The organism is Rhodobacter sp. JA431 (genome assembly GCF_900217725.1).
Lineage (GTDB): Bacteria > Pseudomonadota > Alphaproteobacteria > Rhodobacterales > Rhodobacteraceae > Rhodobacter > Rhodobacter aestuarii.
The window spans coordinates 49,597-72,543 of record NZ_OBMP01000009.1 but is presented as its reverse complement, the minus strand read 5'-3'; the positions used below and the strand labels follow the sequence as shown (position 1 = coordinate 72,543).

Below are 22,947 nucleotides of genomic sequence, written 5' to 3'. Positions count from 1 at the left end.
CCCAAAGCACCGCGTGCACAAGTGACTTTCGTGTGGTGCATTCCCGACGGTTCTCCGGACCGGATGTAATCCCTTCATCTGGCCACGGATAGCAAGCTGTGACGCCTGTGGGCGCGCCGCTCCCCGTCGGTTATGCGGGATGAAACCCATGAAATACGCCCTCCGGCGGACACTTGACTGGTACAGCGACATGTCGCTGTGGCCGCAGTCAAACGCCTGGTCGATTGGTTCGGCCTTTCTGACTGGCGCACTTCTGGAAATCTCCACACACCCCAAGCCCGGTCTTGTGACGCCCCGTTCCAACGGGTCGCATGAAGACATGAACATTCAGACCTTTATGGTCTCCTCGGCGGTAATTGCGCCTTGCCTTTACCAATGTGCCGAGCTCGGTTTGGGCCATAACGGCCCTGCCTGGACACTGCTTGCGCCTGTGCGCGAAATCGGTGCCCGTTACGAGTCGCGGTTGCTTGCCGCGACGCAGGGGGTCAACACGCAACGTGGCCTGCTGTTCTCGGCTGGGATTTTGAGCGCTGCCGCTGGCAGTGTGATGCGTCTTCAGCCGACCTGTACCGAGCAAGACCTGTTCGCAACCGCCACCGATATGGTGCGTGGGATCTGCGATCGGGAACTGCGTAGCCTTGGAAACCGGGCTCCCCGCACCGCCGGAGAAAAACTCTACAAAGAATACGGCGTGCTGGGCATTCGCGGCGAGGCCGAAGCCGGTTTCCCGACCGTCCGCAGCACGGGTCTTCCGGCGCTGCGGGCGGCTCGCGACAGCGGTGCGCCGCTGGCGTCTGTGCTGCTCGATACATTGCTCGCGCTGATGACAGAGACCGAAGACACCACGCTTTTGTGGCGCGGTGGCCCGGAGGCTCTGGCTTTCGTTCAGGCCGAAGCGCGGCGGATCCGTGCCCTTGGCGGGGCGCTGACCGAGGCGGGGATGGAGGCCATCCATGCCTTCGACGCCGCCTGTATTGCCCGCCATCTTTCGCCCGGCGGTTCCGCCGATTTGCTGGCCGTGACCATTGGCGTCGATGCGCTGCTTGGTGGCCAGCTTCCCCCTGCAACTTCTGAGCACGGCGCCTCCCCCGCCGCGGCTCCCCAACTCTGAGGATCAAGATGAACATCATCGTCTATGCCGCGACCAGCTACCTGATCACCGCGGTCATCTCTTTCGCCGTGATCGGCGTCATCGTGGGCATTTCCAAGCTCTTGTCCGACTCCAACGCCTGAGGATCTCCCAATGCTAGAAACCCTCTTCAACGTGTTCCCGGGGATCGGGACGCTCTTTGTACAGGAGCCGCTGATCGCTTTTGCGCGGCTTGCTTTTATCGGGCTTGGCTTCCTGCTCGCCTACCTTGGTTTCAAGCGCACGCTTGAACCGCTGATCATGGTCCCGATGGGGCTGGGCATGATGGCCGTCAACGCCGGTGTCATGATCCTCGAAGGCGGCCAAATCGGCACCTTGATCATTTCTCCGCTGGTGTCTGACACCGACGCGCTGATGAACATCATGCAGATCGACTTCCTGCAGCCGATCTACAACTTCACCTTCGTGAACTCGCTTGTGGCCTGCATGCTGTTCATGGGTATCGGCACGATGGCGGATATCTCGTTCATCTTGGCGCGTCCCTGGGCCTCGATCACGGTTGCCGTTTGCGCTGAGCTTGGCACCTTCGTGACGCTGGTGATCGGCTACTACATGGGCCTCACCCCGAACCAAGCCGCCGCTGTGGGCACCATTGGTGGTGCAGATGGCCCGATGGTTCTGTTCGGCTCGCTGATCATGGCCAAAGAACTGTTCGTTCCGATCTCGATCATCGCGTATCTCTACCTGTCGCTGACCTATGCCGGTTACCCCTACCTTGTGCGCTGGCTGATCAAAGAAGAGCACCGCGGTATCGAAGTCGAATACGATTTCCCGGACGTGACGCCGCAAGCGAAATTCGTCTTCACCGTTGCTGCTGCTGGCCTGCTTTGCTTGCTGCTCCCGGTTGCTACCCCGCTGATCCTGTCGTTCTTCCTCGGCGTTGCGATCAAAGAAGCGGAAATCGAGCCCTATCAAAAACTGCTCGAAAACACCGTGACCTATTCGGCGACGCTGCTCCTTGGTCTGGTTCTTGGTGTGCTGTGCGACGCTGGCACCCTGCTCGATCCGCAAGTGGCCATCCTCGTGGTCCTCGGCATCACCGCGCTAGCTATCTCGGCGGTGGGCGGTATCGGCGGCGGCTACCTCGTGTGGAAGCTCTCGAACGGCAACTACAACCCCGTGATCGGTATCGCTGGTGTGTCCTGCATGCCCTCGACCGCGAAGATCGCTCAACGTGAAGCCTTCGCTGCCAGCCCCCACGCCATGATCATGCCGCTCGCTATGGGTGCCTCGATCTGCGGTGTCATCGTCTCGGCCATCGCTGTGGGTGTGTTCGCCTCGACCATCGGTCTTGTGAACTAAGCCTTCGAACCGGAGCAAAACAATGAACGCGCATCCGACCCCTCAAGCCCAAGCCTCCGAGCTTCCGTGCACTGCGCGGCCTCAGCGGCCGCAAGCCGGGGTCGGGTGTGTGATCCATCATCTTCCCGTCGTCGACTCAACCAATCGGTACCTCTCCGATCTCGCTGCCGGCTCCTCCCCCGCGCTAACGCGCACCGGCACGGTGATTGTCGCCGACGCACAGACCGCGGGGCGTGGCAAATACGACCGTGAATGGGCGTCCCTCCCCGAAAGTAGCCTAACATTCTCGGTTTTGCTGCGTCCCGCGCGTCCTGTCGAAGACCTGGCCCAGACCACGCTCGTGATCGCCGTTGCGATTGCTGAAGCGATCTCGCAATTGGCCGGTCTCGAAACTTCGATCAAATGGCCCAATGACCTGATGGTCGGCGGGCGCAAACTGGGCGGCATCCTGTGTGAGCTGGTGCTGAACGACGACGGTGATCCCGCCCATATCATCGCGGGTGTCGGCCTTAACCTTCATCACCGCGTCAGCGATTTTCCGTCTGCCCTGCAAGGCTTTGCCACTTCGATTGCGCTTGAAACCGGGCGCAAGATCGACCGGCTCGAGATGCTCAATGAAGTGCTGGAGCAACTCGAAGTGTGGCTCACGCATTGGGAGCGCGCAGGCTTTGAACCGATCCGGCAAGCTTGGAGCGCACGCTCGTGCACGCTCGGCAGCCAGATCACCTTGAATACCAACGGCCTGCCCCTGCGGGGCATCGCCATCCGGCTTGAAACCGACGGCAGCCTCACGCTGCGCGACGCGGACGGCCAACTTCACAACGCCATCTGCGGCGAAATCGGTTCCCCCCCGGAAATCATCACTCACGGCGACCTTCCGAGGAATGCACCTGCAAAGGAGGAAAACGAAAGCAAATGACCCAACACGACACGCGCAAAGATTGGCGCACGCGAGCGGCCGATACCGCCGCGCGGAAAGAAGCGGCAGCGCCGCTCTTCGCCAAGGGCAAAGAGGTTCTCGCCAAAGATACCGTGGCGCTGCTTGAAGCAGTGATCCGGGCAGGTGACGTCATCAACATCGAAGGCAACAACCAGAAGCAAGCTGACTTCTTGGCCGATTGCCTCAACCAAGTCGACAAATCGAAGATCCACGATCTGCACATGGTGCAATCGGCGGTGCCGCTGAAATCGCACCTCGATCTGTTCGACAATGGTATCGCGAAAAAACTCGACTTCGCTTTCGGCGGCCCGCAAGCCGCGCGCGTTGCCGAATTCATCGACAACGGCAAAATCCAACTCGGTGCGATCCACACCTATCTGGAACTCTTTGGCCGCTACTTCCTCGACCTGACGCCGCGCGTCTCGCTCGTTTGCGCCTATAAAGCGGACCGTAAAGGCAACCTCTACACCGGCTTCAACACTGAAGACACCCCGGTGATCGTGGAAGCCACGAAGTTCAAAGACGGCATCGTAATCGCGCAAGTCAACGAAATCGTTGACGAACTGCCGCGCGTCGACATCCCGGGCGACTGGGTGGATGCGGTCATCGAATCGCCCAAACCCTTCTTCATCGAACCGCTGTTCACCCGTGACCCGGCCAACATCACCGACAACCAGATCCTTCTGGCGATGATGTGCCTCAAAGGCATCTACGGTGAATACGGCGTCACCTCGATGAACCACGGCATCGGCTTCCTGACCTCGGCGATCGAGCTCATCTTGCCGACCTATGGCGCAGAACTTGGCCTGAAAGGCAAAATCTGCACCCATATGATCATCAACCCGCACCCGACGATGATCCCCGCGATCGAAGAAGGCTGGGTTGAAGCGATCCACTGCTTCGGTGGTGAATTGGGCATGGAAGACTACGTGGCATCGCGCCCCGACGTGTTCTTCATCGGCCCCGATGGGACGCTGCGGTCGAACCGCGCTTTCGCGCAAACGGCCGGTCACTATGCGGCCGACATGTTCATCGGCGGCACGTTGCAGATCGACAAATACGGCAACTCCTCGACCGCGACCGCTGGTCGTGTGGCGGGCTTCGGCGGTGCGCCGAACATGGGTTGCGACCCCAAAGGCCGTCGTCACCCGTCGGGTGCCTGGCTCAAATGCGGTGAGGAACTGCCCTCGCTTGACTCGCTCACCGGCTCGGTGCCGCGCGGCAAGCGTCTGGTGGTGCAAGGTGTCGAAACCTTCGGTGAAGGCCGCAAACCGGTGTTCGTGGATGAACTCGACGCGTGGAAACTCGCCAAGAGTGCCAACCTCGATATCCCGCCGGTCATGATCTATGGCGACGACCTCACCCACATCGTGACGGAAGAGGGCATTGCATACCTCAACCGCTGCAAAGACATGGAAACCCGCATGGCGGCGATCCGTGCTGTGGCTGGTTTCACCGAAATCGGTCTGACCGCCAAACCCGAAGAGACGAAAGCCCTGCGCGAGGCCGGCATCGTCAAGACCCCGTCCGATCTGGGCATCGATCCTTCGCGTGCGACCCGCGACCTGCTCGCGGCGAAAAACATGCGCGATCTCGTGACCTGGTCCGGCGGCCTCTACAACCCGCCCGCGCGTTTCCGCAACTGGTAAGGAAGGCTTGAACAAATGGCTTTGCATACTCTCGAGCTCACCCTCGAACCCGCAACGGCCGCTGGCCCGGTGAAAGCGCCGACCCATATCGGCGTCACTGGTTCGAGCGATCTGGAAGTGCTGATCCAACCCGAAGACCTCTCGGGCAAGGTGTCGGTGAAACTCGTCACCCCGGTGACCGGTTTCGACGCCCTGTGGGAGCGCGTCCTGCGCAAGTTCATCGACGAAACCTCGCTGTCCGACACCCGGATCGAGATCAACGACAACAACGCCACTCCGGCCGTCGTGCTGCTGCGCCTGCATCAGGCCTACACGGCAGCGAACGCGGCCTGAGGCGGAGGGTAAACCATGACCAACTGGCAAAATCTTCAACCCCGCAGCTTCCTTGAAGCCAGCGCGCGTGACCGGGCCATCGGCCTGGTCGACGAGGGCAGCTTCACCGAGCTTGCCGGTCCGTTCGATCGGGTGACGAGCCCGCATCTTGAGCTTCTGGGGGATGCCGTCGCCTTTGACGACGGGATCGTCACGGGCATCGGGCGGATCGGTAAGACCCCCGTGTTTGTCATCTCGCAAGAGGGCAAATTCATCGGTGGGTCCGTTGGCGAAATCGGCGGCGCGAAGATGGTCAACACCATCAAAACCGCGATCGATTTCCACGACGACCTGGTCGCCAAATACCCCGACCTGACCGACGAAGAAAAACCCGTTGTGGTGATTTCGTTCGAAACGGGCGGTGTGCGTCTGCACGAAGCGAACGCCGGTCTTCTGGCCCACGCTGAAGTGATGGACCAGCTGCAAAAAGCCCGCGGCAAGGTTCCGGTGATTGCGGTCATCGGCTCCAAAGTCGGCGGTTTCGGCGGCATGGGCTTCGTGGCGGCAGCGACCGACGCGATCATCATGAGCGAGTTCGGTCGTCTTGGCCTGACGGGCCCGGAAGTGATCGAGCAAGAAATGGGCAAAGAAGAGTTCGACGCATCGGACCGCGCCCTTGTCTACCGCACCACCGGTGGCCGTCACAAATACATCATGGGTGACGCCAACTTCCTCGTGCAAGACACGGTCGAAGCCTTCCGCAAGCAAGTCGCCGAACTGGCGCCGCTGCCGGTGGCTGACTTCGAAGCGATGCGCCGCATCGGCTCGCCCGAGAAGGTCGAAAACCAACTGCGCTTGGTGGCTCTGGCCGCTGAAATGCAGCCCAAAGACGCCGTCGATGTCTGGGCCAAAGCGGGCAACGAAAACGCCGCCGGTCTTCTGGACGTGCCGTTTGCGGAATTCATGAGCACCGTCAAACGGCTCTCCGTCTGACCCCCGAAACACAGGAGAAAATCATGGAGATGCAAGAAAGCATGATGGGCCGGGGGCGTGACGCGATCGATATGATCGTGGACCCCGAGTCCTTCCAAGAAAACACCGTTGGCGCGCAAAGCTTCGACGATCCCGAATTCGGCCCCGGCGCCGTTGTGGGGACCGCCACGCTGGACGGCAAAACCACCACGATCATCGCGTCGGATGGCAATGCGTTCAACGAGAAGTTCCCGGTCGTCTATGCGGGCATCATCGGCATGGAAGAAGGCTACAAGATGGCGCAAGCCGTCTATGCCTCGATCGCAGCCGATGCCGACAAGCCGCTGGAAGAAAAGCGCGCGCTGGTGCTGATCGTCGACACCCCCGGTAACGGTCCGGGCAAAGTCGAAGAGATCTTCGGCATGAACAAGTCGACTGCGGCCTACCAGCTGGCGCTGGCGGAAGCCCGTCTCAAAGGTCACGCGATTATCGCTATGGTGATTGGCCGCGCGATCTCGGGTGCCTTCCTGTGCCACGGTCTGCAAGCCGACAGCATCCTGTCGCTCGATGCGAACTACGGCACGATGATCCACGTGATGCCGCTGACCTCGGTCTCGCGGATCATCAAAAAGCCGCTCGAAGTTCTCGAAGATCTGTCGACGAAAAGCCCGGTCTTCGCGGCGGGTCCGCGCTTCTTCTACTCGCTGGGTGGCGTCGGCGCTCTGATCGACAACGTCGACGGTATGCGCCCCGCGCTCATCGAACGGATCGCGGAAGTTCAAAAAGCGAAAGCGGAAGGCAAACAGGACACGCTCGGCCCGTGGGGTCGTGGTGCGCTGGGTGCTGAGCGCGGTGGCCGGGTCGCACGCCCGAAAATCATCGAGCTGATGAACCGTGAATTCGCGGCTGTGGCGGAGCAATACGCGCCCGCTCGCTAAGCCTCGAACAGAGCCCTGAAAGGAAGTCAGATATGTCGGATGAACTTAAAGCGATCGAAGATGCCCTGGAAATCTTCGGTACTGTGCCGACTCTCGATGAGATGCCGCGCCGCAACCTTGCGGATAAGGGTATCGCTGGCCCGACCGCGGCCCATGTCATTGAAGAGGTGCACACGCCGTTCAACCTGGCCTATCTGACCTTCACCACGGGCTCTTCAGCCTTCCAAAATATCGTGGGTGTTACACACGCGGAACTCCCCGACCGCAGCGCCGTTGCTCGCGAAATCTTTGGACGGCTGAACCTGGAGGGGGGGGCTAAGATGCTCGTCACCTACCCCCCCCTCGTCAACGTCTTTTCCAAACAGGCGCTGGAAGACAGCGCTGTGACCTGGAGCCACCTGAAACGGTCGAGCCGCGACGCGCTATTGCTGGCCGCTTGTAAAGAGCAACCGCAGGTGATCCTTGGTGAATCCTCTTTCCTGCGCGCCAGCCTTGAACAGGCGGATGCGTTGGGGCTGCGCGCACAGATGCCCGAGGGCTGCGTGCTTCTGTGCGCCGGCACCCCCCTTGACGAAGAGCTGATCGCGCGGGCCGCCAGCTTTGGCTACACTGTGCATGACCTTTACGGCTGCCAAGAATTTGGCTGGCTCGCGCTTGATGGTCGCCCGCTGCGCGATGACATCTCGCTTGTGCCTTCGCCGCGCGGCGATGCTTGGCGTGAACTCGTGGTCGGCGGTCTGCCGATGGGCGATAGCTTTGTTGTCTCGAAAGTTGGCCATGTCTGTGACCGAGAAGGTGAGATCATCACCTATCGCCGGGCGCGGACTTACCCAGAATATGAAGTGGTGGTGACCCATACCACCGCCAGCGCTGCCGATACGATTGAAAAGGCCGCCCGGACGATCCTGCGGATCAAAAGCCGCGTGGTGAAAATCTCGCCCGATCTGGTGACGGGCGCCGAAACGACGCGGCTCGAACTGGTGCCCGGCGTGGTTGGCGGAACCGCCGATGCGGCTGAGAAAATCGTGATCGAAGGGCCGCAGGCGACCAAACTCTTTGAAGCCATGGTGCAAGCGCAGCGCGATATGAGCAGCCACGCGAAGACCGATCCGGCTTGGGTGAAAGGTCGCTAAGATGCTGAGCACCCGCCATACGCTGGTTTATGTGGACGATGCGGCGCGCAAAGTGCTTTTGCCCGCGCTGCTCGACTCGCTGCCAGCCCCGATGCGCTACCCTGCGCTTGAGGCGCAGGTGGGCGGTATCTTCCTGAAAGACCGGATTCCGGGCATTGCCTGTCGTCCGACGGGCCCGGTTCCCAAAGGTGGCGGCCAGCTTGGCTTCTCGTTCCCGATTCGCTTGGAAGAGCAGCGGGTGCGTGCCGCGGTGGCTGTTTCGGTCGATCAAGTCACCGCTGGTGTCACGCCTTGGGAGGTGATGGGCTTGGCTGAGATGCTGGGTGACACCGCGCATCCGGTGATCCCCGCGCTTTCCGCGATTTGCGACGAAACCGGGTGCAAAATCGGGCTGATTGGCTCGCTTGCGATGCAGGTTGTGACGGGGCTGCGCTATCTGCGCCCCGGCTCCGATGTCGATATCGTCGTTCGGGGCAAAGCCCTTGATAGTCTTATGGATTTTCACGCTGAACTGGGCGCTTTGAGTGCGCGCACGGGGCTGAAAATCGACGCCGAAGTGGAACTCTCTGGGTCCATCGGTGTGAAATTGTCCGAGCTTGTTTCCAGTGCCGATCAGGTGTTGGGCAAAACAATTTCGGGCGTGGAATTGATTTCGCGCAATCGATTGAGCGAGATCATGTCGCCTTCGCACGGTAGCGCTAAAACCGAGCGAGAATACGAGAACCCCTAGAATCATGCCGCAAAGGAGAAGGCTATGGATGTGAAAGTTAAGATGCCGTCGGTCATCGTGTCGTTGGAAGTCGCTGAAGGCGCGACCGTGACGAAAGGCCAAAACGTCGCCGTGATCGAAGCGATGAAAATGAAAAACAACACCCCGGCGCCCTGCGACGGCGTGGTGAAATCGATTGCCGTGCAAGTTGGCGACCGGGTGAAACCGGGCGCGGTTGTCATGACCATCGAATAATCGATCTGCCGTGGGGCGGCAGGGTCGCCGCCCCATGGTTCCAAGATCAAGGAGGACTGAAAATGCTTATTTATGGTGTCGCCCTGATGGGTGGCTGCATGCTCGTAGGGACTTTCATCGGTCGCACGATCGGTTGGCTCGTCGGCCTGAATTCCGACGTGGGTGGCGTGGGTATCGCCATGCTGCTTTTGGTTGTTATCTCGCGTTACCTGATAGATCGCGAGAAATTCTCGAAACTTGCTCAAGACGGGATCAAGTTCTGGGCGGCGATGTATATCCCGATCGTGGTGGCCATGGCCGCCAGCCAAAACGTCGTCGCGGCGTTCAACGCGGGCGCGCTGGCCTTCATCGCCGGTCTCGGCTCGGTGGCTGCTGGCTTCTTGCTGATCCGTCCGATTGCGGCTCTGAGCCCGAAATCGGCTGAACCCTCGCTCGCGGAGTAACAAGATATGCTCGACATCCTTTACACCACGCTGAACAAGGTTCCGCTTATCACTGCGTTCGTCACGGTTGGTATCATCATGTGGGCGGCCTATGCGCTCGGCAAAATGACCAACAACCGGATTCACGGTTCGGCGATCGCCATTCTCATCGGTCTGATCCTCGCCTACATCGGCGGCACCATCACCGGCGAGAAAAAAGGTATCTCGGACATCACGCTGTTCTCGGGCTTTGCCCTGATGGGTGGCGGCATGCTGCGCGACTTCGCCATCGTGTCGACGGCCTTCGGCGTTAAGCTCGAAGAACTGAAAAAAGCCGGTCTCGCTGGGGCTGTTGCCCTTGTCGTGTCGGTTGTGATCGCGACCGTTCTTGGTGCGGCGACCGCCTATGCCTTCGGCTATACCAGTGCAGTTGACATGGCCACCATCGGTGGCGGTACCGTGACCTTCATCGTCGGCCCGGTGACTGGTGCTGCGCTCGGTGCGTCCTCGGAAGTGATCGCGCTTTCGGTGGCTGCTGGTGTGGTGAAATCCATCGCCGTGATGATCCTCACCCCGTTCCTCGCCAAAGTTGCTGGTCTTGATAACCCGGCGGCGGCGGCTGTGTACGGTGGTCTGATGGGCACCACAAGCGGCGTCAGCGCGGGTCTGGCCGCGACCGACCCGAAACTGGTCCCTTATGGTGCCCTGACCGCGACGTTCTACACGGGCTTTGGCTGCCTCATGGTGCCGTCGGTCGGCTACATGGCCCTGCTTGCTCTGTTTGGCAACTGATCTCCGGCAAGAGCTCACAAACAGACACATCTGAAATCATGCAACCTTATGTGAACTAGGCCGACAAGATGATCCGTTCAAGTGTTGGACATATGTTTCCCCGGTTGCATGGTGCCGCAGGCAGCGTCAGCGTCCCTTCGCTGCCTGCGGCCCCCGGTATCGAGATTGCCGAGGTCTCGCATCGGTTTGGCGACACCGAGGTGCTGCGCAACGTCAGCGTAACGCTCACCGAAAGACGCATTGCGATTGTTGGCGCGAATGGCTCCGGCAAAAGTACCTTTTCACGACTTCTCAATGGGTTGTTGGTCCCCGAACGCGGCCGTGTAACGGTGGATGGCCATGATACGGCCAGTGCTGCCAAGGCGGTGCGCCGCAAAGTCGGCTTTGTGTTCCAAAACCCGGACAACCAGATCGTCTTCCCCACCGTGGCGGAAGATGTGGCCTTCGGGCTCAAAGGGCAGAAACTTTCTGCCGACGAGCGGGCTGAACGCGTGGGAGAAATTCTCGCCCGATATGGGCTCGAGCACCTGCGCGACCGCCCCGCCCACAAGCTTTCCGGCGGGCAAAAGCAACTGCTTGCCTTGGCTGGTGTGTTGATCACCCGGCCTGACTATGTGGTTTTTGACGAACCAACGACACTTTTGGATCTGCGCAATGCGCGCATGGTTGGCCAAGTCATCAACACGCTGGCGCAAACCGCGATTGTGGTCACCCATGACTTGCCGCTGATCGAGGCGTTTGATCGCGTCTTGGTTTTCGATCAAGGCCGGATCATTGCCGATGACGTGCCCTCAAAAGCGCTGTCTGAATACGTCAGGCGGATGCAATGAGCCGCTCGATCCTGCATCGCTTGCCTGCGGGGCTCAAACTCACCGCACTTGCCGCTGCGGGCAGTGCCGTGATCTGGGTCTCTGACTGGCGGGTGATGGTTGATCTGTTGCTCCTTGTCGCGCTCGCTTTCCCGGTGGCGCGGTTGGGCCGCGGCGCTTTGGTGCAGCAGCTCCGCCCGTTATTGCCGATGCTGGTGGTGCTGTTGCTTGCCCAAGGGCTGATGGCCTCTTGGACCGAAGCCGCGCTGGTGATCGCGCGGATCGCAACGCTGGTGCTGATGGCGGGGCTGGTTACGCTGACCACCCGCACCGAAGATCTGATTGCTACCGTTGAACGCCTGCTCACACCGCTTGCGCCTTTGGGCGTGAATCCGGGCAAAGTGAGCCTCGCCTTTTCTTTGGCGCTGCGCTTCTTGCCGGTGATTGCCGAAGAAGCCGAGCGCGTGCGCGAGGCACAATCGGCACGCGGTCTTGGCAACTCGCCCCTTGCGCTCGCGCTGCCGCTGATCGTGCGGGTGCTCAAATCTGCCGAAGATATCGCTGATGCCATCGAGGCGCGCTCGGGGCACGACGACCCCGATTGCCCTCAAGAAAAGCCCCAGCGCCGGGCCCGGTTCAACCCGCTGGCCGCGCTCAAAACAGTGAAGGAATGATCGCTATGTCCACCAGCCTTTCGACCCGCGATATTGTCTATATCGCTCTTTTCGCGGCGCTCACGGCTGCGCTTGCGCTGTTTCCGCCAATCACCATCCCGTTGGTGGGCGTGCCGATTACTGCGCAGTCGATGGGGCCGATGCTGGCGGGCGCAATTTTGGGGGCGAAGCGCGGCGCACTGTCGATGGTGCTGCTGTTGGCGCTGGTCGCGATTGGTCTGCCGATTTTGGCCGGTGGCCGTGGTGGGCTTGGTGTCTTTGCTGGGCCGACGGTGGGCTTCTTGCTTGGCTGGATTCCCGCCGCTTGGGTGGTGGGGGTGCTGCATGAACTGGGCTGGCGTAAGCTGACCGTGATCGGCTCCTTCACCCATGCGATGATCGGCGGGATCATCGTGCTTTATGCGATTGGCGTGCCGGTGCTGGCCGTGCATGCGAGCCTGCCGCTCAAGACGGCGCTTTTCGGTTCGGCCGCTTTTATTCCTGGCGATCTGATCAAGGCCGCCTTGACCGGGGTGATTGCGATGGCGGTCAAGCGCGCCCATCCGATCATCGAGGTCCGCCAGAGCCAGCCTGCCTAACGCGAAACGCGCAAGAGACTGTCTCGGACGGGCCTTCCATCGGGGGCCCGTCTTGTCATATCTGCAAGGCCTGAAAGCCACAGGAGAGACCATGCACTTCCTTAGACGTCTGGGCATCGACACCTACATGCTTTTGTTGATTGGCATGGTCATTTTGGGGGTAATTATTCCGGCGCAAGGCTTTGCCGCCGCGACGCTGAAGCAGGTCACCTATTGGGCGGTGTCGCTGTTGTTTTTGCTCTACGGGCTCAAGCTGGACCCGTCCTCGGTGCGCGCAGGTTTTTTGAACTGGCGCTTGCAAGGGCTGACGCTGATTGCCACCTACGCGATGTTTCCGATCTTGGGGCTTGGTTTTGCACAGGTCTTTGGCCCGCTTTTGGGCGCACAGGTTACGCTTGGGGTGCTGTTCCTCGCCGTTCTGCCCTCCACCGTGCAAAGCTCCATCGCTTTTACCAGCATTGCAGGCGGCAACGTGCCCGGTGCGATTTGCGCGGCTTCTGCATCGAACCTGCTTGGCGTGGCACTGACGCCCGCATTGGTTGCGGTGATGCTGCAAACGGGCGGCGGCGAGGTGCGGCTGGATGCGGTGCTGCGCATCGGCACGCAGATTTTGTTGCCCTTCATCCTTGGGCAAGTGCTGCGCCCATGGCTTGGCGCCTTCATTGCGCGCCATAAAAAGGTGACGCTCTACGTTGATCGCGGCTCGATCTTGCTGATCGTCTATTCCGCCTTCAGCGCGGGCACCCGCACCGGCCTTTGGGATACCGTGCCGCTGCCGAAACTGTTCACGCTTTGGGTTGTGATCTTGATCTTTTTGGCGATCAGCATGGGGCTGATGATCGCGGCGGGCCGCGGCTTCCGGATGGATTACCCCGATCGCGCCGCGCTGTTCTATTGCGGCTCGACGAAAAGCATCGCCACCGGCATTCCGATCGCCTCGGCGCTCTTTCCCGCGGCAGAGGTGGGGGCGATTGTGCTGCCCGCGATGATGTATCACATCACCCAGCTTTTGATCTGTGCCTTCGTTTCTCAGCGCGCCCAACGCAATGCGTCGATGTGAGGTTTAGAACGGGCAGGGGGCTGTGAAGGTCATGTGATGCCCACCATCGGGGTGGCGTAGGCGCAGACTTTCCGCATGCAGCATGAGGCGCGGAAAGTCCCCCGCCGGGCCCTCTGCATACAGCGGGTCGCCCAAGATCGGATGCCCCAGCGAAAGCATATGCACCCGCAACTGATGGCTGCGCCCGGTGAGCGGCGTCAACCGCACGCGGGTCGTGCCATCATCGTCATGGCGCAGCACCCGCCAATCGGTTTGCGCGGGCTTGCCCATCTCATGGTTTACATGCTGGCGGGGGCGGTTCGGCCAATCGACACAAAGTGGCAGATCAACACGGCCCGTCTTCGGCTCCAAATGCCCCCAAAGCCGCGCAAGATAGTGCTTCTTGGTTTGCCGATGTTCAAATTGCAGCCCCAAATGCCGTTGCGCATGGGGCGTCAGCGCAAAGACCATCACGCCAGAGGTGTCGGCATCGAGCCGATGCACCAAAAGCACCTGCGGAAAGGCGCCCTTAAGCCGCTCGATCAGACAATCGGCTTTGTGCGCGCCTTTGCCCGGCACGGACAAAAGGCCCGATTGCTTATCAACCACGAGAATCTCGTGATCGGCGTGCAAAATGCGCGGCGGCTCATCGGGCGGGGCATAGGCATGTTCGCTCATGCCCCTCGCATGGCGCGGCGGGGCGGTGCCGTCAAGGCTTGAGCGTGTGAAGGTTTTATCGTCGCGAAATATCCGGCAGCGGCGGCGCTATTCTTTCCGGTGGATACCGATTGGTAAGTTTTCGCTCTTAGGCTGAGCCAAACGTTTCGACGCCGGAGAGGCAAGATGAATCTTTACGCTGAAGCGAGGAGCGGTGCCCTCGTGGTTTCGGTCAAGGAAGAGCGGCTCGACGCTGCCATTGCGATCCGGTTCAAAGACCGGATGCGCGAGGTGACGATGCAGCCGGCTCAACGAGTGGTGCTTGACCTCTCTGAGGTTGAGTTTCTGGACAGTTCGGGCCTTGGCGCCGTGGTGGCCGTGATGAAAGCGCTGGCACCAGAGCGGCAACTCGAACTGGCGGGCCTGCGCCCCAATGTTGAAAAGGTGTTCCGTCTCACACGGATGGATTCGGTTTTTTCGCTGCATGAAGATGTGGATGCGGCGCTGCGCAAGGGGTTGCGCCATGTTGGCTGACGGATCGCAACCGGGCTCCAACGGGAACGAACAAGTTCCCGCCCGCCCTGAAGCGAAGATTTTTCATCATTCCTTTGCGGCCACGCCAATCGCGGTGCGGACGGCGTTGCGCACCGCTTTGGCGCGATTCCTGCGCCAGCTTTCGCCGGATGAGGCGGGGACGCTGGAACTGGTTTTGGCAGAGGTTCTCAACAACATCGTCGAGCATGGCTATGGCGAAACCGGGCATGGCACGATTTCGCTGTCTTTGGTGCGTGACCATCGCGGTTTAAGCTGTTCAATCAGCGATGATGGGGTGGAACTGCCGCCAAGCTGCCTGGCGCGTTCGGTCGATGACACGCATCGTCCCGAACCGGAAAACCTGCCAGAGGGCGGTTTTGGTTGGTTCCTGATCCATGACCTTGTCGAAGATCTGGGCTACCACCGCGCGAACGGGCGCAACCTTTTGGCCTTCCGCCTGCCGCTGCCACCGGTTCAGGTCAAATAAGGGCGCTTAGTTCAGTTGGAATTGAAGCGGGTAGCGCCCGTCTTCGAAATCCCCAAAAAGGTCTTCCAGATCCGGGTGAGTCACAGGCTCACCCGAGTAATCTGCCACCAGATTTTGCTCGGAAACATAAGCGACGTAATAGCTTTCGTCGTTTTCGGCGAGCAGATGGTAGAAGGGTTGATCCTTGTCTGGGCGGCTTTCCTCTGGGATCGCCTCATACCAAGCTTCGGTGTTGGAAAAGATCGCATCCACATCAAAGACCACACCCCGGAACGGGTGTTTCTTGTGCCGGACGATCTGGCCGATATGATATTTTGCAAGCGTCGTCTGCATGGCATCCCTCGTCATCGGTAACTAAACCCTGAAATCCGTGATGTCCATCATTTGCCCGGTCGCACCGGGGAAACAGACTGTCGAATCCCGCCAAACAGTCGTTTTCTGGGCGCTGACGCTGCCGTGAAGTGGTTTCTCTTTCGCCGGACGCTGGAATTGCGTAAACTGGGCATAACAATGCCGAAACGGCAAGAACCAGAGCAGATACAGGCAGATTCGCCATGAAAAAATACCTGTTGTTGGCCTCCATCTTGATTCTGGGGTCATGCGGGGGGGCGTCCCAAGCGCCGCGCAACCTTGATAACGCTTGCCTCTTGGCGCGCGAAAAACCCTCCTATTATTCGGCGATGAAACGCACAGAGGCGCGCTGGGGCGTGCCTGTGCATGTGCAGATGGCGACGATCCACCAAGAATCGCGCTTCGTGGCGAATGCGAAAACCCCGCATCGCTATGCGCTTGGTGTGATCCCGATCGGGCGGCAAAGCTCGGCACGGGGTTTTAGTCAAGCGCTGGATGGCACGTGGGAGGAATACCAACGCGACACCCGCCGCTACGGCGCCAAGCGTACCCGCATTCAGGACGCGACCGATTTCATGGGGTGGTATATGGACGGGTCGTCCGAAAAGCTCGGCATTTCCAAATATGATGCGCGGGCTCAATACCTTGCCTATCACGAAGGGCGCACCGGCTATGCGCGTGGCAGCTACCAGTCGAAAGGCTGGCTTCTCGCCGTTGCGGATAAAGTGCAGGCGCGGGCCGAGATGTATCGCGAACAGTTGAGCCGCTGCGGGCGCTAAGCTTTAGCGCTTGCGCCGTTCGGTTTCGAACACAATCGAGAATTTGGAGGGGCCGATCTTCACCCCCTCTTGCAGCCCGTCCAAAAGCACGGCGGTGCGCTGACCGCTTTGGTCGGTGATGGTCCAGCGCTTGAGCGCGACCGGATTGGCAGAAAAGACCATGCGGATCGTGCCGTATTCAGGGTGTTCCGGGTCTTGGGCGACCACGACTGTATCGCCATCTTCCTCGGTGTGGCCAATCACCATACGCGCCTGACCAAGGTTCACTTTCGCGGCCAAGATCAGGTTCAGCGGCGTGCGCTTGAGCGGATATTGCTCGGCCACTTGGTTCGACTTCGGGTCAAAAATCGCCACTTGGCCGCCAGATGCCAGAACCAGAAGGTCATTTTCGGCATATTCGAAGCGCATCCGACCGGGGCGCTGAATATACAGCATGCCCTTTGCGCGCGTGCCATCCGCGTTGATCTGGGTAAAGGCTGTCTCAGCGGTTTTGATCCCGTTGAGATAACCAGAAATCACCGACAACGGCAGCTTCTCCGCCAGCGCAGGCGCGGCGAGAGCAAGGACAAAAACGGGCGCAAGGGCGAGACGCAATAGGTTCATGAGGCAAATCTAGCGGAACGTGCGGGAATAAAAAGCCCCGCATGATCACGTCATGCGGGGCGCTCATCACTTTCAAGCGGGTAGGGGCTTTACTGCTCGGGCACCAAAATCTCGCGTTTGCCGACATGGTTGGCCGGGGTCACAACGCCTTGATCTTCCATTTGCTCCACAAGACGCGCCGCCTTGTTGTAGCCAATGCCCAATTTGCGCTGGATGTAAGAGGTGGAGCATTTGCGATCTTTGATCACAATCGCCACCGCTTGGTCATAAAGCGCATCTTCGCCATCGGTGTTGCCACCAAGGCCCAGCACCGCATCAATATCGGATGCCACCTCGTCATCGGGTCCTTCAACCACACCCGACATATATTCCGGCGGGCCAAAGCTCTTGAGGTGGCTGACGATCTCTTCCACCTCTTCATCGCTCACAAATGGGCCGTGAATACGGGTGATCCGCGAACCGGCGCCCATATAAAGCATGTCGCCCATGCCCAGAAGCTGTTCGGCGCCCATTTCGCCCAAGATCGTGCGGCTGTCGATTTTCGAGGTCACTTGGAACGAGATCCGGGTCGGGAAGTTCGCCTTGATCGTGCCGGTGATCACATCGACCGAAGGCCGCTGCGTTGCCATGATCAGGTGAATGCCCGAGGCCCGTGCCATCTGCGCCAAGCGTTGGATGCAGGCCTCAATCTCCTTGCCCGCCACCATCATCAGGTCCGCCATCTCATCGACGATGACCACGATATAGGGGAAGGGCTGGGGCAGGAATTCTTCGGTCTCAAAGACCGGTTCGCCGCTATCCTCGTCAAAGCCTGTTTGCACGGTGCGCTTGAACATCTCGCCACGCGCCATCGCCTCGCGGACGCGGCCATTGTAGCCCTCAATGTTACGCACGCCCATTTTGGACATTTTGCGATAGCGCTCTTCCATCTCGCCCACGACCCATTTGAGCGCGACAACCGCTTTTTTCGGGTCGGTCACAACGGGGGAGAGCAGATGTGGAATGCCGTCATAAACGGAAAGTTCCAGCATCTTCGGGTCGATCATGATGAGCCGGCATTCGTCGGGGGAAAGCTTGTAAAGCAGGCTCAGGATCATCGTGTTGATCGCGACCGATTTGCCCGAGCCGGTGGTGCCCGCAATAAGCAAGTGGGGCATTTTCGCTAGGTTCGCCACCACGGCTTCCCCGGCGATGTCTTTGCCAAGGGCCAGCGGCAGGCGCATGTTGCTATCGCCAAAATCGCGCGCGGACAGGATTTCGCGCAGCACCACCTTTTCGCGATGTGCGTTCGGCAATTCAATGCCGATCACCGAGCGTCCGGGCACGGTCGAAACGCGCGCCGAAAGCGCCGACATCGACCGGGCGATGTCATCGGCAAGGCCAATCACGCGGCTCGCTTTCAGCCCCGGCGCGGGTTCAAGTTCATACATGGTAACAACGGGGCCGGGGCGGACCGAGACAATCTCCCCCTTCACACCGTAATCATCGAGCACGCTTTCGAGCATGCGGGCGTTTTCTTCCAACGCTTCATCCGAAAGCTGGTGGCGCTGGATCGTGTTGGGGTTGGTCAACAGGCTGAGCGGCGGCGTTTCATAGGCCGGGGTCTCGGGCGTTTCAAACCGCAGCGTCGGTTGTGCCTCTGCCAAAGCTTGTTTGGAGGGCGCGGGCGCTTTGCGCGGCGGCGCGACCACGCGCCGTTCGGGGGCAGGGGGGACCACCGCGCGGTTCAGCACCGGGCGCAGCTTGGGCACCACAGGTTCGGGCATTGGCGGAATGTCATCCTCGTCCATATCGGCGAAGACGTTGCGCATGTCCGGGCCAAGATCGTCGAGCGCTTCATCGGTGGCTTCAAAGGCCTCGACAGCGGCGGCCCAGCTGTCTTCATCCACCTCGACAGTCGGTTCAAAGCTGAAGTCGGTCTCGTCATAAGCTTCCGCCTCAGGGGCGGCAAAGGCCATCGGTTCGGGCGCGGGAACAACCGGGGCAGGGGCCGCGCCGGGCATAAAGCGGGGGCGCGCTTGCAAAGGCGGTTCCGCGCGCAGAAGGGGGGCAGGCGCGGGCTTCGGGCCGCGCGCAAGGCGTGCGGAGACGGCGGCCAGAACCGAGGCCGGGGTCGTGGGCGCAGGCGGCGGCGCGGGCGCCTCCATCACCGGGTCTTCCCAGGTGGGTTCGGGCGCTTGCAGCATGGGTTCGGCGCGCAAGATCGGCTCTGCCGGGGCCTGCGCGGCGCTGCGGGTTTTCACCGCTTGCTGGATGCGGGCCTTGATCCGATCTTCGGGCGGGGCCTCGGCGGGAATATCCCAAGCCTGCATCGGCTCCACGAGCTCCGGCTCGGGGGTATAATCGCTATAGCCAAAGTCCATTTCCGGCTCGGGCGCACGGCGCACGCGCGAGGCAAAGGCCGGTTGCGCGGCGCTTGCAGGGGCGGCTTGTGCCATCTCCCAAGCTTGCTGGGCCTGCCATGCGGCCTCTTGCGCGGCGCGTTCGGCTGCGGCAGCTTTGCGGGCGCGTTGCGCTTCGGCGGCCCCTTGCGCCATACGCACAGAGGCGGTTGCCCCCCGGCCAGCGGCGCGCAGCGCCATGTCGTAAAGCATCACCATGCCCAGCATCAAGAACCGCGCGGCGGCACGCAATTCAGCACGGTCAAACCCGGTGGCAAAGAGTCCCGCGGCCAAAGCCGCACAAGCCATCACCACCGTCATCAGCTTGAGCCCAATCGAGCCCGAAATCGGCGAAAGGCCTAAAAGTGAGCCTGCGATCATATCGCCGAAATTGCCGCCAAGCCCGTAAGCCTGCTGCCAGCCCTCGCCCGGCACCAAAAGCGCGGCATAAACGGCGGCGACGGCAATCGCGATCGGCAAAAACACCATCCGCGCCATCGCGCGTTCGGCGCCACGATGGAGCAAATGGCGCAGCCCCCAGATCATGAAGCCCACGGGCAACAGCCAAGCGCCCCGGCCCACAATCACGATGAGCGGCGAGGCGATCCCGGCCCCAAACCGGCCTAGCCAGTTTTGCACCGGGGCATCTGAAACTGCCATCCAGCTTGGGTCTTCGGGCGCGTAAGACACGAGCATCATTGCCACCAGAACGCCCAAAAGCACAAACCCGCCGCCCAACAATTCGCGCCCGCGGCGTTCCAGCACCGCTTGCGTGTCTTGGTCCAGAAGCGGGTCGCGTTGCCTTGCCTGATAAGATGCCATGCCGAACCGTCCTTACTTGTGCAAGCAGTCGCGCAGCTTGATCAGCCCGCGCTGCGTTTCTTCTCTTGGGGCGACAAGGGCCACCCGAATGTAATTTTTGCCGGGGTTTTCCCCGTTCACTTCCCGCGCGAGATAGGCACCGGGCAGCACCCGCACCCCGGTTTCGCGCCAGATTTTGAGCGCTGCGGCCTCGCCATTATCAACCGGCAGCCACAGGAAAAAGCCGCCATCGGGCAGCCGGAAGCTGTTCACGCCCGAGAAAATCTCCGCCACATCAGCGTATTTCTGCATGTACAGGGCGCGGTTTTCTTCCACATGGGTTTCGTCGGCCCAAACGCGTTCCGAGACGCGCTGAATCGGTTGCGGCAGCGGTGCGCCGGAATAGGCGCGCAACTGGCGGATTTCCTTGATGTTGCGCGGGCCAGAGGCGCAAAAACCCGACCGCAGACCGGGCAGGTTCGAGCGTTTTGAAAGCGAATGGAACACCACCACGCGCTCGGGGTCGGCCCCGGTGTCTTGCACCACTTCCAACATGCCGGGCGGTGGGGCGATGCGCCAAATTTCCGAATAGCATTCATCCGAGAAGATCTTGAAATCATGCTTTTCGGCCAAGGCCAAAAGCCGGGTGAGGTAATCGCGTGGGGCCACGGCGCCTTGCGGGTTGCCGGGGGTGCAAAGGTAGGCAATCGCCGTGCGGTCCAACACCTCGGCGGGCAGGCTCTCAAAATCGGGCAAGAAGCCGTTTTCCTCGGTCACTGGCACGAAAACGGCCTCGGCCCCCACGGTCGCGGCGGCAATCGCATAGACTTGGTAAAACGGGTTCGGGATCAGCACCACCGGGCGCTTGCCGTTCTTGACCTCGGGGCACAGCGCGACAGCGGCGTTAAAAAGCCCCTCGCGCGTGCCATTCAGCGCCATGATCCGGTCTTCCGACACCTGCGCCTTAAAACGCCGTGCGAGCCAGCCGGAAATAGCGCTCAGCAATTCGGGGGTGCCGTCATTCGCCGGATATTTGCCAAATTCGCCAAGGGTTTCGGCCAGCACCTCGCCCACGAAGGGGGGCATCGGGTGACGCGGTTCGCCGATTGACATGGCAATAGGGTCGCCGCCGGGTGCATGCGCATCCAACAGCCGCCGCAAACGCGGAAATGCGTATTCGGGCAGGTTCGCAAACCGCTCGGGATAGTCCATCTGTGCCTCATTTTCGGGGTCGTTGCGCCCCGTTTGCGATTAAAACTACTCAAGCGCGGCGGCTGCGTCCACCAAAAGCACACTCTTAGAGGGAGTGCCGCGCCTGATCTGTGACTTTTCAGCCAAGCGCGGCTTCAACCGCCATGCCCAGACGCAGCAATGCCTCTTCCCGCATCGGCTTGCCCATCAGCGACAGCCCGCACATCGGCTCGCCCGTTGGCAGCGTCAGTGCGCAAAGGCCGAAGATATTGGCAAGGCGGGTGTTGCGCAGCGCAAGCAGGTTTTCGGTTTCAAAATAGGCGGCATCGGTCAAAAGCCGCAAGGCATCGGGCGGCAAGATCGGCGCGGTTGGCACCAGCACGGCATCATACCCGGCGGTGGCGGCATAAAATTCCGCACGATGGCGGGCCAGATCATCCCAGCCCTTCACATACACAGCCGCGCTGATCTGCGCGCCGCCCCGGAAGCGCTGCAAAATCAGCGGATACATCTTCTCTGGCGCGGCTTCGATGGTGTCGTGCCACAGCCCATAGGCCTCTGGCGCGAATAGAATGCCGGAAAGGTCCATCGCCGGGCTAACCATTGGCAGCGCCATATGCTCGACCGTCGCGCCTGCGCGCGCAAGTTTGGCCACGGCACTTTCAAAGCCCCGTGCTGGGGCCTCCCGGATACTGTCAAAGGGTAGGCCATCCAGCACCAAAAGCCGCGCACCATCGAGCGTTGCCCCGCGCAAATCGGGGGCTTTGGTGCCTTCCAAAGCGGCAAGCACCAAAGCGCAATCTTCCACTGTGCGGGCCAGCGGACCGACCGTGTCAAACCGCTTGCACAGCGGCACCACCCCGCGGGTGGAGACCCGCCCGTGTGTGGTTTTAAGCCCGACAATATCGTTCCATGCCGCCGGAATGCGCACCGAGCCGCCGGTGTCAGACCCTACCGCCGCCGCCGCCAGCCCCAACTTGACCGAGACCGCCGCGCCCGAGCTAGACCCCCCCGGAGCCAAGCCGCGCGTCACCGCATTGGGGGGCGTGGCGGTGTTGGGGTTTAGCCCAAGGCCGGAAAAGGCGAGTTCGGTCATATGCGTTTTGCCCAAACAGACCGTGCCCGCCAGTGAGGCTTGGCGCAGCACCTCGGCATCTTCGTTGGGCACGCGCCCGGCCAGCAAAAGCGAGCCTGCCTCTGTCACCGTGCCGGCACTGTCAAACAGGTCTTTCCAACTCAGCGCCACGCCATCCAGCGGGCTGCGCCCCAAGCCGTCCAAAAGCCGTGTGCGCGCGGCCATGGCCTCAAACCGAGCGCGATCTGCGGTCAGCCTTGCATAGACATCGTGGCGGGGTTCGGCCGCCTCCAGATAGGATTCCGCCAATTCGACCGGGTCCAGCCGCCCCTCGGCCATCGCCTGTCCTTGTGCTGCCGCCGACCAGAACCGCTCTAGCATTCCCGCCTCCTCGCCCACAGGGTGTATTCTTCG

Annotated in this window: 25 protein-coding genes; 19 read left to right on the top strand and 6 right to left on the bottom strand. The window is 61.0% G+C overall.

The genetic code is table 11. The annotated features are described in order from the left end of the window. The first annotated feature begins 148 nt into the window (after positions 1–148). From mdcB to CRO18_RS15790, 16 genes are all read left to right on the top strand, one after another. Positions 149–1,111, top strand: coding sequence for a triphosphoribosyl-dephospho-CoA synthase MdcB (gene mdcB / locus CRO18_RS15865; RefSeq protein WP_097082862.1), 963 nt, complete (start codon positions 149–151; stop codon positions 1,109–1,111). Between the two features lie 132 nt (positions 1,112–1,243). Then, positions 1,244–2,452, top strand: coding sequence for a Na+-transporting malonate decarboxylase, carboxybiotin decarboxylase subunit (gene madB, locus CRO18_RS15860; protein ID WP_076483902.1), 1,209 nt, complete (start codon positions 1,244–1,246; stop codon positions 2,450–2,452). A 109-nt stretch (positions 2,453–2,561) separates the two neighbouring features. After that, positions 2,562–3,371, top strand: a complete 810-nt coding sequence (locus tag CRO18_RS15855; RefSeq protein WP_245826439.1) for a biotin--[acetyl-CoA-carboxylase] ligase — start codon at positions 2,562–2,564, stop codon at positions 3,369–3,371. Next, on the top strand, positions 3,368–5,041 hold the full coding sequence (gene mdcA / locus CRO18_RS15850; RefSeq protein ID WP_076483900.1) for a malonate decarboxylase subunit alpha: 1,674 nt from the start codon (positions 3,368–3,370) through the stop codon (positions 5,039–5,041). The genes CRO18_RS15855 and mdcA overlap by 4 nt, the downstream gene beginning before the upstream one ends. Before the next feature lie 15 nt (positions 5,042–5,056). Further along, positions 5,057–5,374: a malonate decarboxylase acyl carrier protein gene (mdcC, locus tag CRO18_RS15845; protein WP_076483899.1), complete on the top strand. Its 318-nt coding sequence runs from the start codon at positions 5,057–5,059 to the stop codon at positions 5,372–5,374. Between the two features lie 15 nt (positions 5,375–5,389). After that, positions 5,390–6,346 carry a biotin-independent malonate decarboxylase subunit beta gene (locus tag CRO18_RS15840; RefSeq protein WP_076483898.1) on the top strand — a complete coding sequence of 319 codons (957 nt, stop codon included), beginning with the start codon at positions 5,390–5,392 and terminating at the stop codon, positions 6,344–6,346. 23 nt (positions 6,347–6,369) lie between these two features. Next, entirely contained in the window at positions 6,370–7,263 is an 894-nt protein-coding gene (gene mdcE / locus CRO18_RS15835; RefSeq protein WP_076483897.1) for a biotin-independent malonate decarboxylase subunit gamma, read from the top strand. A 32-nt stretch (positions 7,264–7,295) separates the two neighbouring features. Beyond that, positions 7,296–8,396: an acyl carrier protein gene (locus tag CRO18_RS15830; protein ID WP_097082861.1), complete on the top strand. Its 1,101-nt coding sequence runs from the start codon at positions 7,296–7,298 to the stop codon at positions 8,394–8,396. A 1-nt stretch (position 8,397) separates the two neighbouring features. After that, positions 8,398–9,126 (top strand): malonate decarboxylase holo-[acyl-carrier-protein] synthase, encoded by a 729-nt coding sequence (gene mdcG, locus CRO18_RS15825; protein WP_076483895.1) that lies wholly within the window; start codon positions 8,398–8,400, stop codon positions 9,124–9,126. Positions 9,127–9,150: 24 nt separating this feature from the next. Further along, the gene (locus CRO18_RS15820) at positions 9,151–9,360 is read left to right on the top strand and encodes a biotin/lipoyl-containing protein (protein ID WP_076483894.1); all 210 of its coding nucleotides are present in this window, start codon (positions 9,151–9,153) and stop codon (positions 9,358–9,360) included. Positions 9,361–9,422: 62 nt separating this feature from the next. Further along, a complete protein-coding gene (madL, locus tag CRO18_RS15815; RefSeq protein ID WP_097082860.1) occupies positions 9,423–9,803 on the top strand; it encodes a malonate transporter subunit MadL in 381 nt (126 codons plus the stop codon). 6 nt (positions 9,804–9,809) lie between these two features. Then, positions 9,810–10,574 (top strand): malonate transporter subunit MadM, encoded by a 765-nt coding sequence (madM, locus tag CRO18_RS15810; RefSeq protein WP_097082859.1) that lies wholly within the window; start codon positions 9,810–9,812, stop codon positions 10,572–10,574. Between the two features lie 68 nt (positions 10,575–10,642). Further along, the gene (locus tag CRO18_RS15805) at positions 10,643–11,404 is read left to right on the top strand and encodes an energy-coupling factor ABC transporter ATP-binding protein (RefSeq protein ID WP_249276086.1); all 762 of its coding nucleotides are present in this window, start codon (positions 10,643–10,645) and stop codon (positions 11,402–11,404) included. Next, positions 11,401–12,057: an energy-coupling factor transporter transmembrane protein EcfT gene (locus CRO18_RS15800; RefSeq protein ID WP_097082857.1), complete on the top strand. Its 657-nt coding sequence runs from the start codon at positions 11,401–11,403 to the stop codon at positions 12,055–12,057. Before CRO18_RS15805 ends, CRO18_RS15800 begins: the two co-directional genes overlap by 4 nt. A 5-nt stretch (positions 12,058–12,062) precedes the next feature. Further along, positions 12,063–12,635 (top strand): biotin transporter BioY, encoded by a 573-nt coding sequence (locus tag CRO18_RS15795; RefSeq protein WP_097082856.1) that lies wholly within the window; start codon positions 12,063–12,065, stop codon positions 12,633–12,635. A gap of 91 nt (positions 12,636–12,726) precedes the next feature. Then, entirely contained in the window at positions 12,727–13,695 is a 969-nt protein-coding gene (locus CRO18_RS15790) for a bile acid:sodium symporter family protein (RefSeq protein WP_076483890.1), read from the top strand. Between the two features lie 3 nt (positions 13,696–13,698). Here the strand turns inward: CRO18_RS15790 and CRO18_RS15785 are convergent, their stop codons facing one another. Further along, on the bottom strand, positions 13,699–14,352 hold the full coding sequence (locus CRO18_RS15785; RefSeq protein ID WP_097082855.1) for a pseudouridine synthase: 654 nt from the start codon (positions 14,350–14,352) through the stop codon (positions 13,699–13,701). 165 nt (positions 14,353–14,517) lie between these two features. On the opposite strand from CRO18_RS15785, the gene CRO18_RS15780 reads away from it, so the two are divergent. Continuing rightward, a complete protein-coding gene (locus CRO18_RS15780) occupies positions 14,518–14,865 on the top strand; it encodes an STAS domain-containing protein (protein ID WP_076483888.1) in 348 nt (115 codons plus the stop codon). Then, positions 14,855–15,352, top strand: coding sequence for an ATP-binding protein (locus CRO18_RS15775; RefSeq protein WP_170952708.1), 498 nt, complete (start codon positions 14,855–14,857; stop codon positions 15,350–15,352). Before CRO18_RS15780 ends, CRO18_RS15775 begins: the two co-directional genes overlap by 11 nt. Positions 15,353–15,358: 6 nt before the next feature. On the opposite strand, the gene hspQ is transcribed toward CRO18_RS15775, so the two are convergent. After that, entirely contained in the window at positions 15,359–15,685 is a 327-nt protein-coding gene (hspQ, locus tag CRO18_RS15770) for a heat shock protein HspQ (protein ID WP_076483887.1), read from the bottom strand. 221 nt (positions 15,686–15,906) lie between these two features. On the opposite strand from hspQ, the gene CRO18_RS15765 reads away from it, so the two are divergent. After that, positions 15,907–16,482 carry a lytic transglycosylase gene (locus CRO18_RS15765; protein WP_097082853.1) on the top strand — a complete coding sequence of 192 codons (576 nt, stop codon included), beginning with the start codon at positions 15,907–15,909 and terminating at the stop codon, positions 16,480–16,482. A gap of 3 nt (positions 16,483–16,485) precedes the next feature. On the opposite strand, the gene CRO18_RS15760 is transcribed toward CRO18_RS15765, so the two are convergent. The 4 genes from CRO18_RS15760 to CRO18_RS15745 form a co-directional block, all read right to left on the bottom strand. Then, positions 16,486–17,085: an outer membrane lipoprotein carrier protein LolA gene (locus tag CRO18_RS15760; protein WP_076483885.1), complete on the bottom strand. Its 600-nt coding sequence runs from the start codon at positions 17,083–17,085 to the stop codon at positions 16,486–16,488. Between the two features lie 89 nt (positions 17,086–17,174). Next, positions 17,175–20,288: a DNA translocase FtsK gene (locus tag CRO18_RS15755; RefSeq protein ID WP_097082852.1), complete on the bottom strand. Its 3,114-nt coding sequence runs from the start codon at positions 20,286–20,288 to the stop codon at positions 17,175–17,177. Between the two features lie 12 nt (positions 20,289–20,300). After that, on the bottom strand, positions 20,301–21,479 hold the full coding sequence (locus CRO18_RS15750; RefSeq protein WP_097082851.1) for an aminotransferase class I/II-fold pyridoxal phosphate-dependent enzyme: 1,179 nt from the start codon (positions 21,477–21,479) through the stop codon (positions 20,301–20,303). A gap of 118 nt (positions 21,480–21,597) precedes the next feature. Further along, entirely contained in the window at positions 21,598–22,914 is a 1,317-nt protein-coding gene (locus CRO18_RS15745; protein ID WP_097082850.1) for an amidase, read from the bottom strand. Positions 22,915–22,947 lie beyond the last annotated feature (33 nt).

Bases quoted from the DNA above. Each gene is read 5' to 3' on its own strand.
- madB (WP_076483902.1), top strand. From the start codon at position 1,244: ATGCTAGAAACCCTCTTCAACGTGTTCCCGGGGATCGGGACGCTCTTT.
- mdcA (WP_076483900.1), top strand. From the start codon at position 3,368: ATGACCCAACACGACACGCGCAAAGATTGGCGCACGCGAGCGGCCGAT.
- CRO18_RS15750 (WP_097082851.1), bottom strand. From the start codon at position 21,479: ATGGACTATCCCGAGCGGTTTGCGAACCTGCCCGAATACGCATTTCCG.
- CRO18_RS15790 (WP_076483890.1), top strand. From the start codon at position 12,727: ATGCACTTCCTTAGACGTCTGGGCATCGACACCTACATGCTTTTGTTG.
- CRO18_RS15820 (WP_076483894.1), top strand. From the start codon at position 9,151: ATGGATGTGAAAGTTAAGATGCCGTCGGTCATCGTGTCGTTGGAAGTC.
- CRO18_RS15780 (WP_076483888.1), top strand. From the start codon at position 14,518: ATGAATCTTTACGCTGAAGCGAGGAGCGGTGCCCTCGTGGTTTCGGTC.
- mdcB (WP_097082862.1), top strand. From the start codon at position 149: ATGAAATACGCCCTCCGGCGGACACTTGACTGGTACAGCGACATGTCG.
- CRO18_RS15755 (WP_097082852.1), bottom strand. From the start codon at position 20,288: ATGGCATCTTATCAGGCAAGGCAACGCGACCCGCTTCTGGACCAAGAC.
- CRO18_RS15765 (WP_097082853.1), top strand. From the start codon at position 15,907: ATGAAAAAATACCTGTTGTTGGCCTCCATCTTGATTCTGGGGTCATGC.
- CRO18_RS15760 (WP_076483885.1), bottom strand. From the start codon at position 17,085: ATGAACCTATTGCGTCTCGCCCTTGCGCCCGTTTTTGTCCTTGCTCTC.
- mdcC (WP_076483899.1), top strand. From the start codon at position 5,057: ATGGCTTTGCATACTCTCGAGCTCACCCTCGAACCCGCAACGGCCGCT.
- madL (WP_097082860.1), top strand. From the start codon at position 9,423: ATGCTTATTTATGGTGTCGCCCTGATGGGTGGCTGCATGCTCGTAGGG.
- CRO18_RS15795 (WP_097082856.1), top strand. From the start codon at position 12,063: ATGTCCACCAGCCTTTCGACCCGCGATATTGTCTATATCGCTCTTTTC.
- CRO18_RS15745 (WP_097082850.1), bottom strand. From the start codon at position 22,914: ATGCTAGAGCGGTTCTGGTCGGCGGCAGCACAAGGACAGGCGATGGCC.
- hspQ (WP_076483887.1), bottom strand. From the start codon at position 15,685: ATGCAGACGACGCTTGCAAAATATCATATCGGCCAGATCGTCCGGCAC.
- mdcE (WP_076483897.1), top strand. From the start codon at position 6,370: ATGGAGATGCAAGAAAGCATGATGGGCCGGGGGCGTGACGCGATCGAT.
- CRO18_RS15805 (WP_249276086.1), top strand. From the start codon at position 10,643: ATGATCCGTTCAAGTGTTGGACATATGTTTCCCCGGTTGCATGGTGCC.
- CRO18_RS15840 (WP_076483898.1), top strand. From the start codon at position 5,390: ATGACCAACTGGCAAAATCTTCAACCCCGCAGCTTCCTTGAAGCCAGC.
- madM (WP_097082859.1), top strand. From the start codon at position 9,810: ATGCTCGACATCCTTTACACCACGCTGAACAAGGTTCCGCTTATCACT.
- CRO18_RS15800 (WP_097082857.1), top strand. From the start codon at position 11,401: ATGAGCCGCTCGATCCTGCATCGCTTGCCTGCGGGGCTCAAACTCACC.
- CRO18_RS15775 (WP_170952708.1), top strand. From the start codon at position 14,855: ATGTTGGCTGACGGATCGCAACCGGGCTCCAACGGGAACGAACAAGTT.
- CRO18_RS15830 (WP_097082861.1), top strand. From the start codon at position 7,296: ATGTCGGATGAACTTAAAGCGATCGAAGATGCCCTGGAAATCTTCGGT.
- CRO18_RS15785 (WP_097082855.1), bottom strand. From the start codon at position 14,352: ATGAGCGAACATGCCTATGCCCCGCCCGATGAGCCGCCGCGCATTTTG.
- mdcG (WP_076483895.1), top strand. From the start codon at position 8,398: ATGCTGAGCACCCGCCATACGCTGGTTTATGTGGACGATGCGGCGCGC.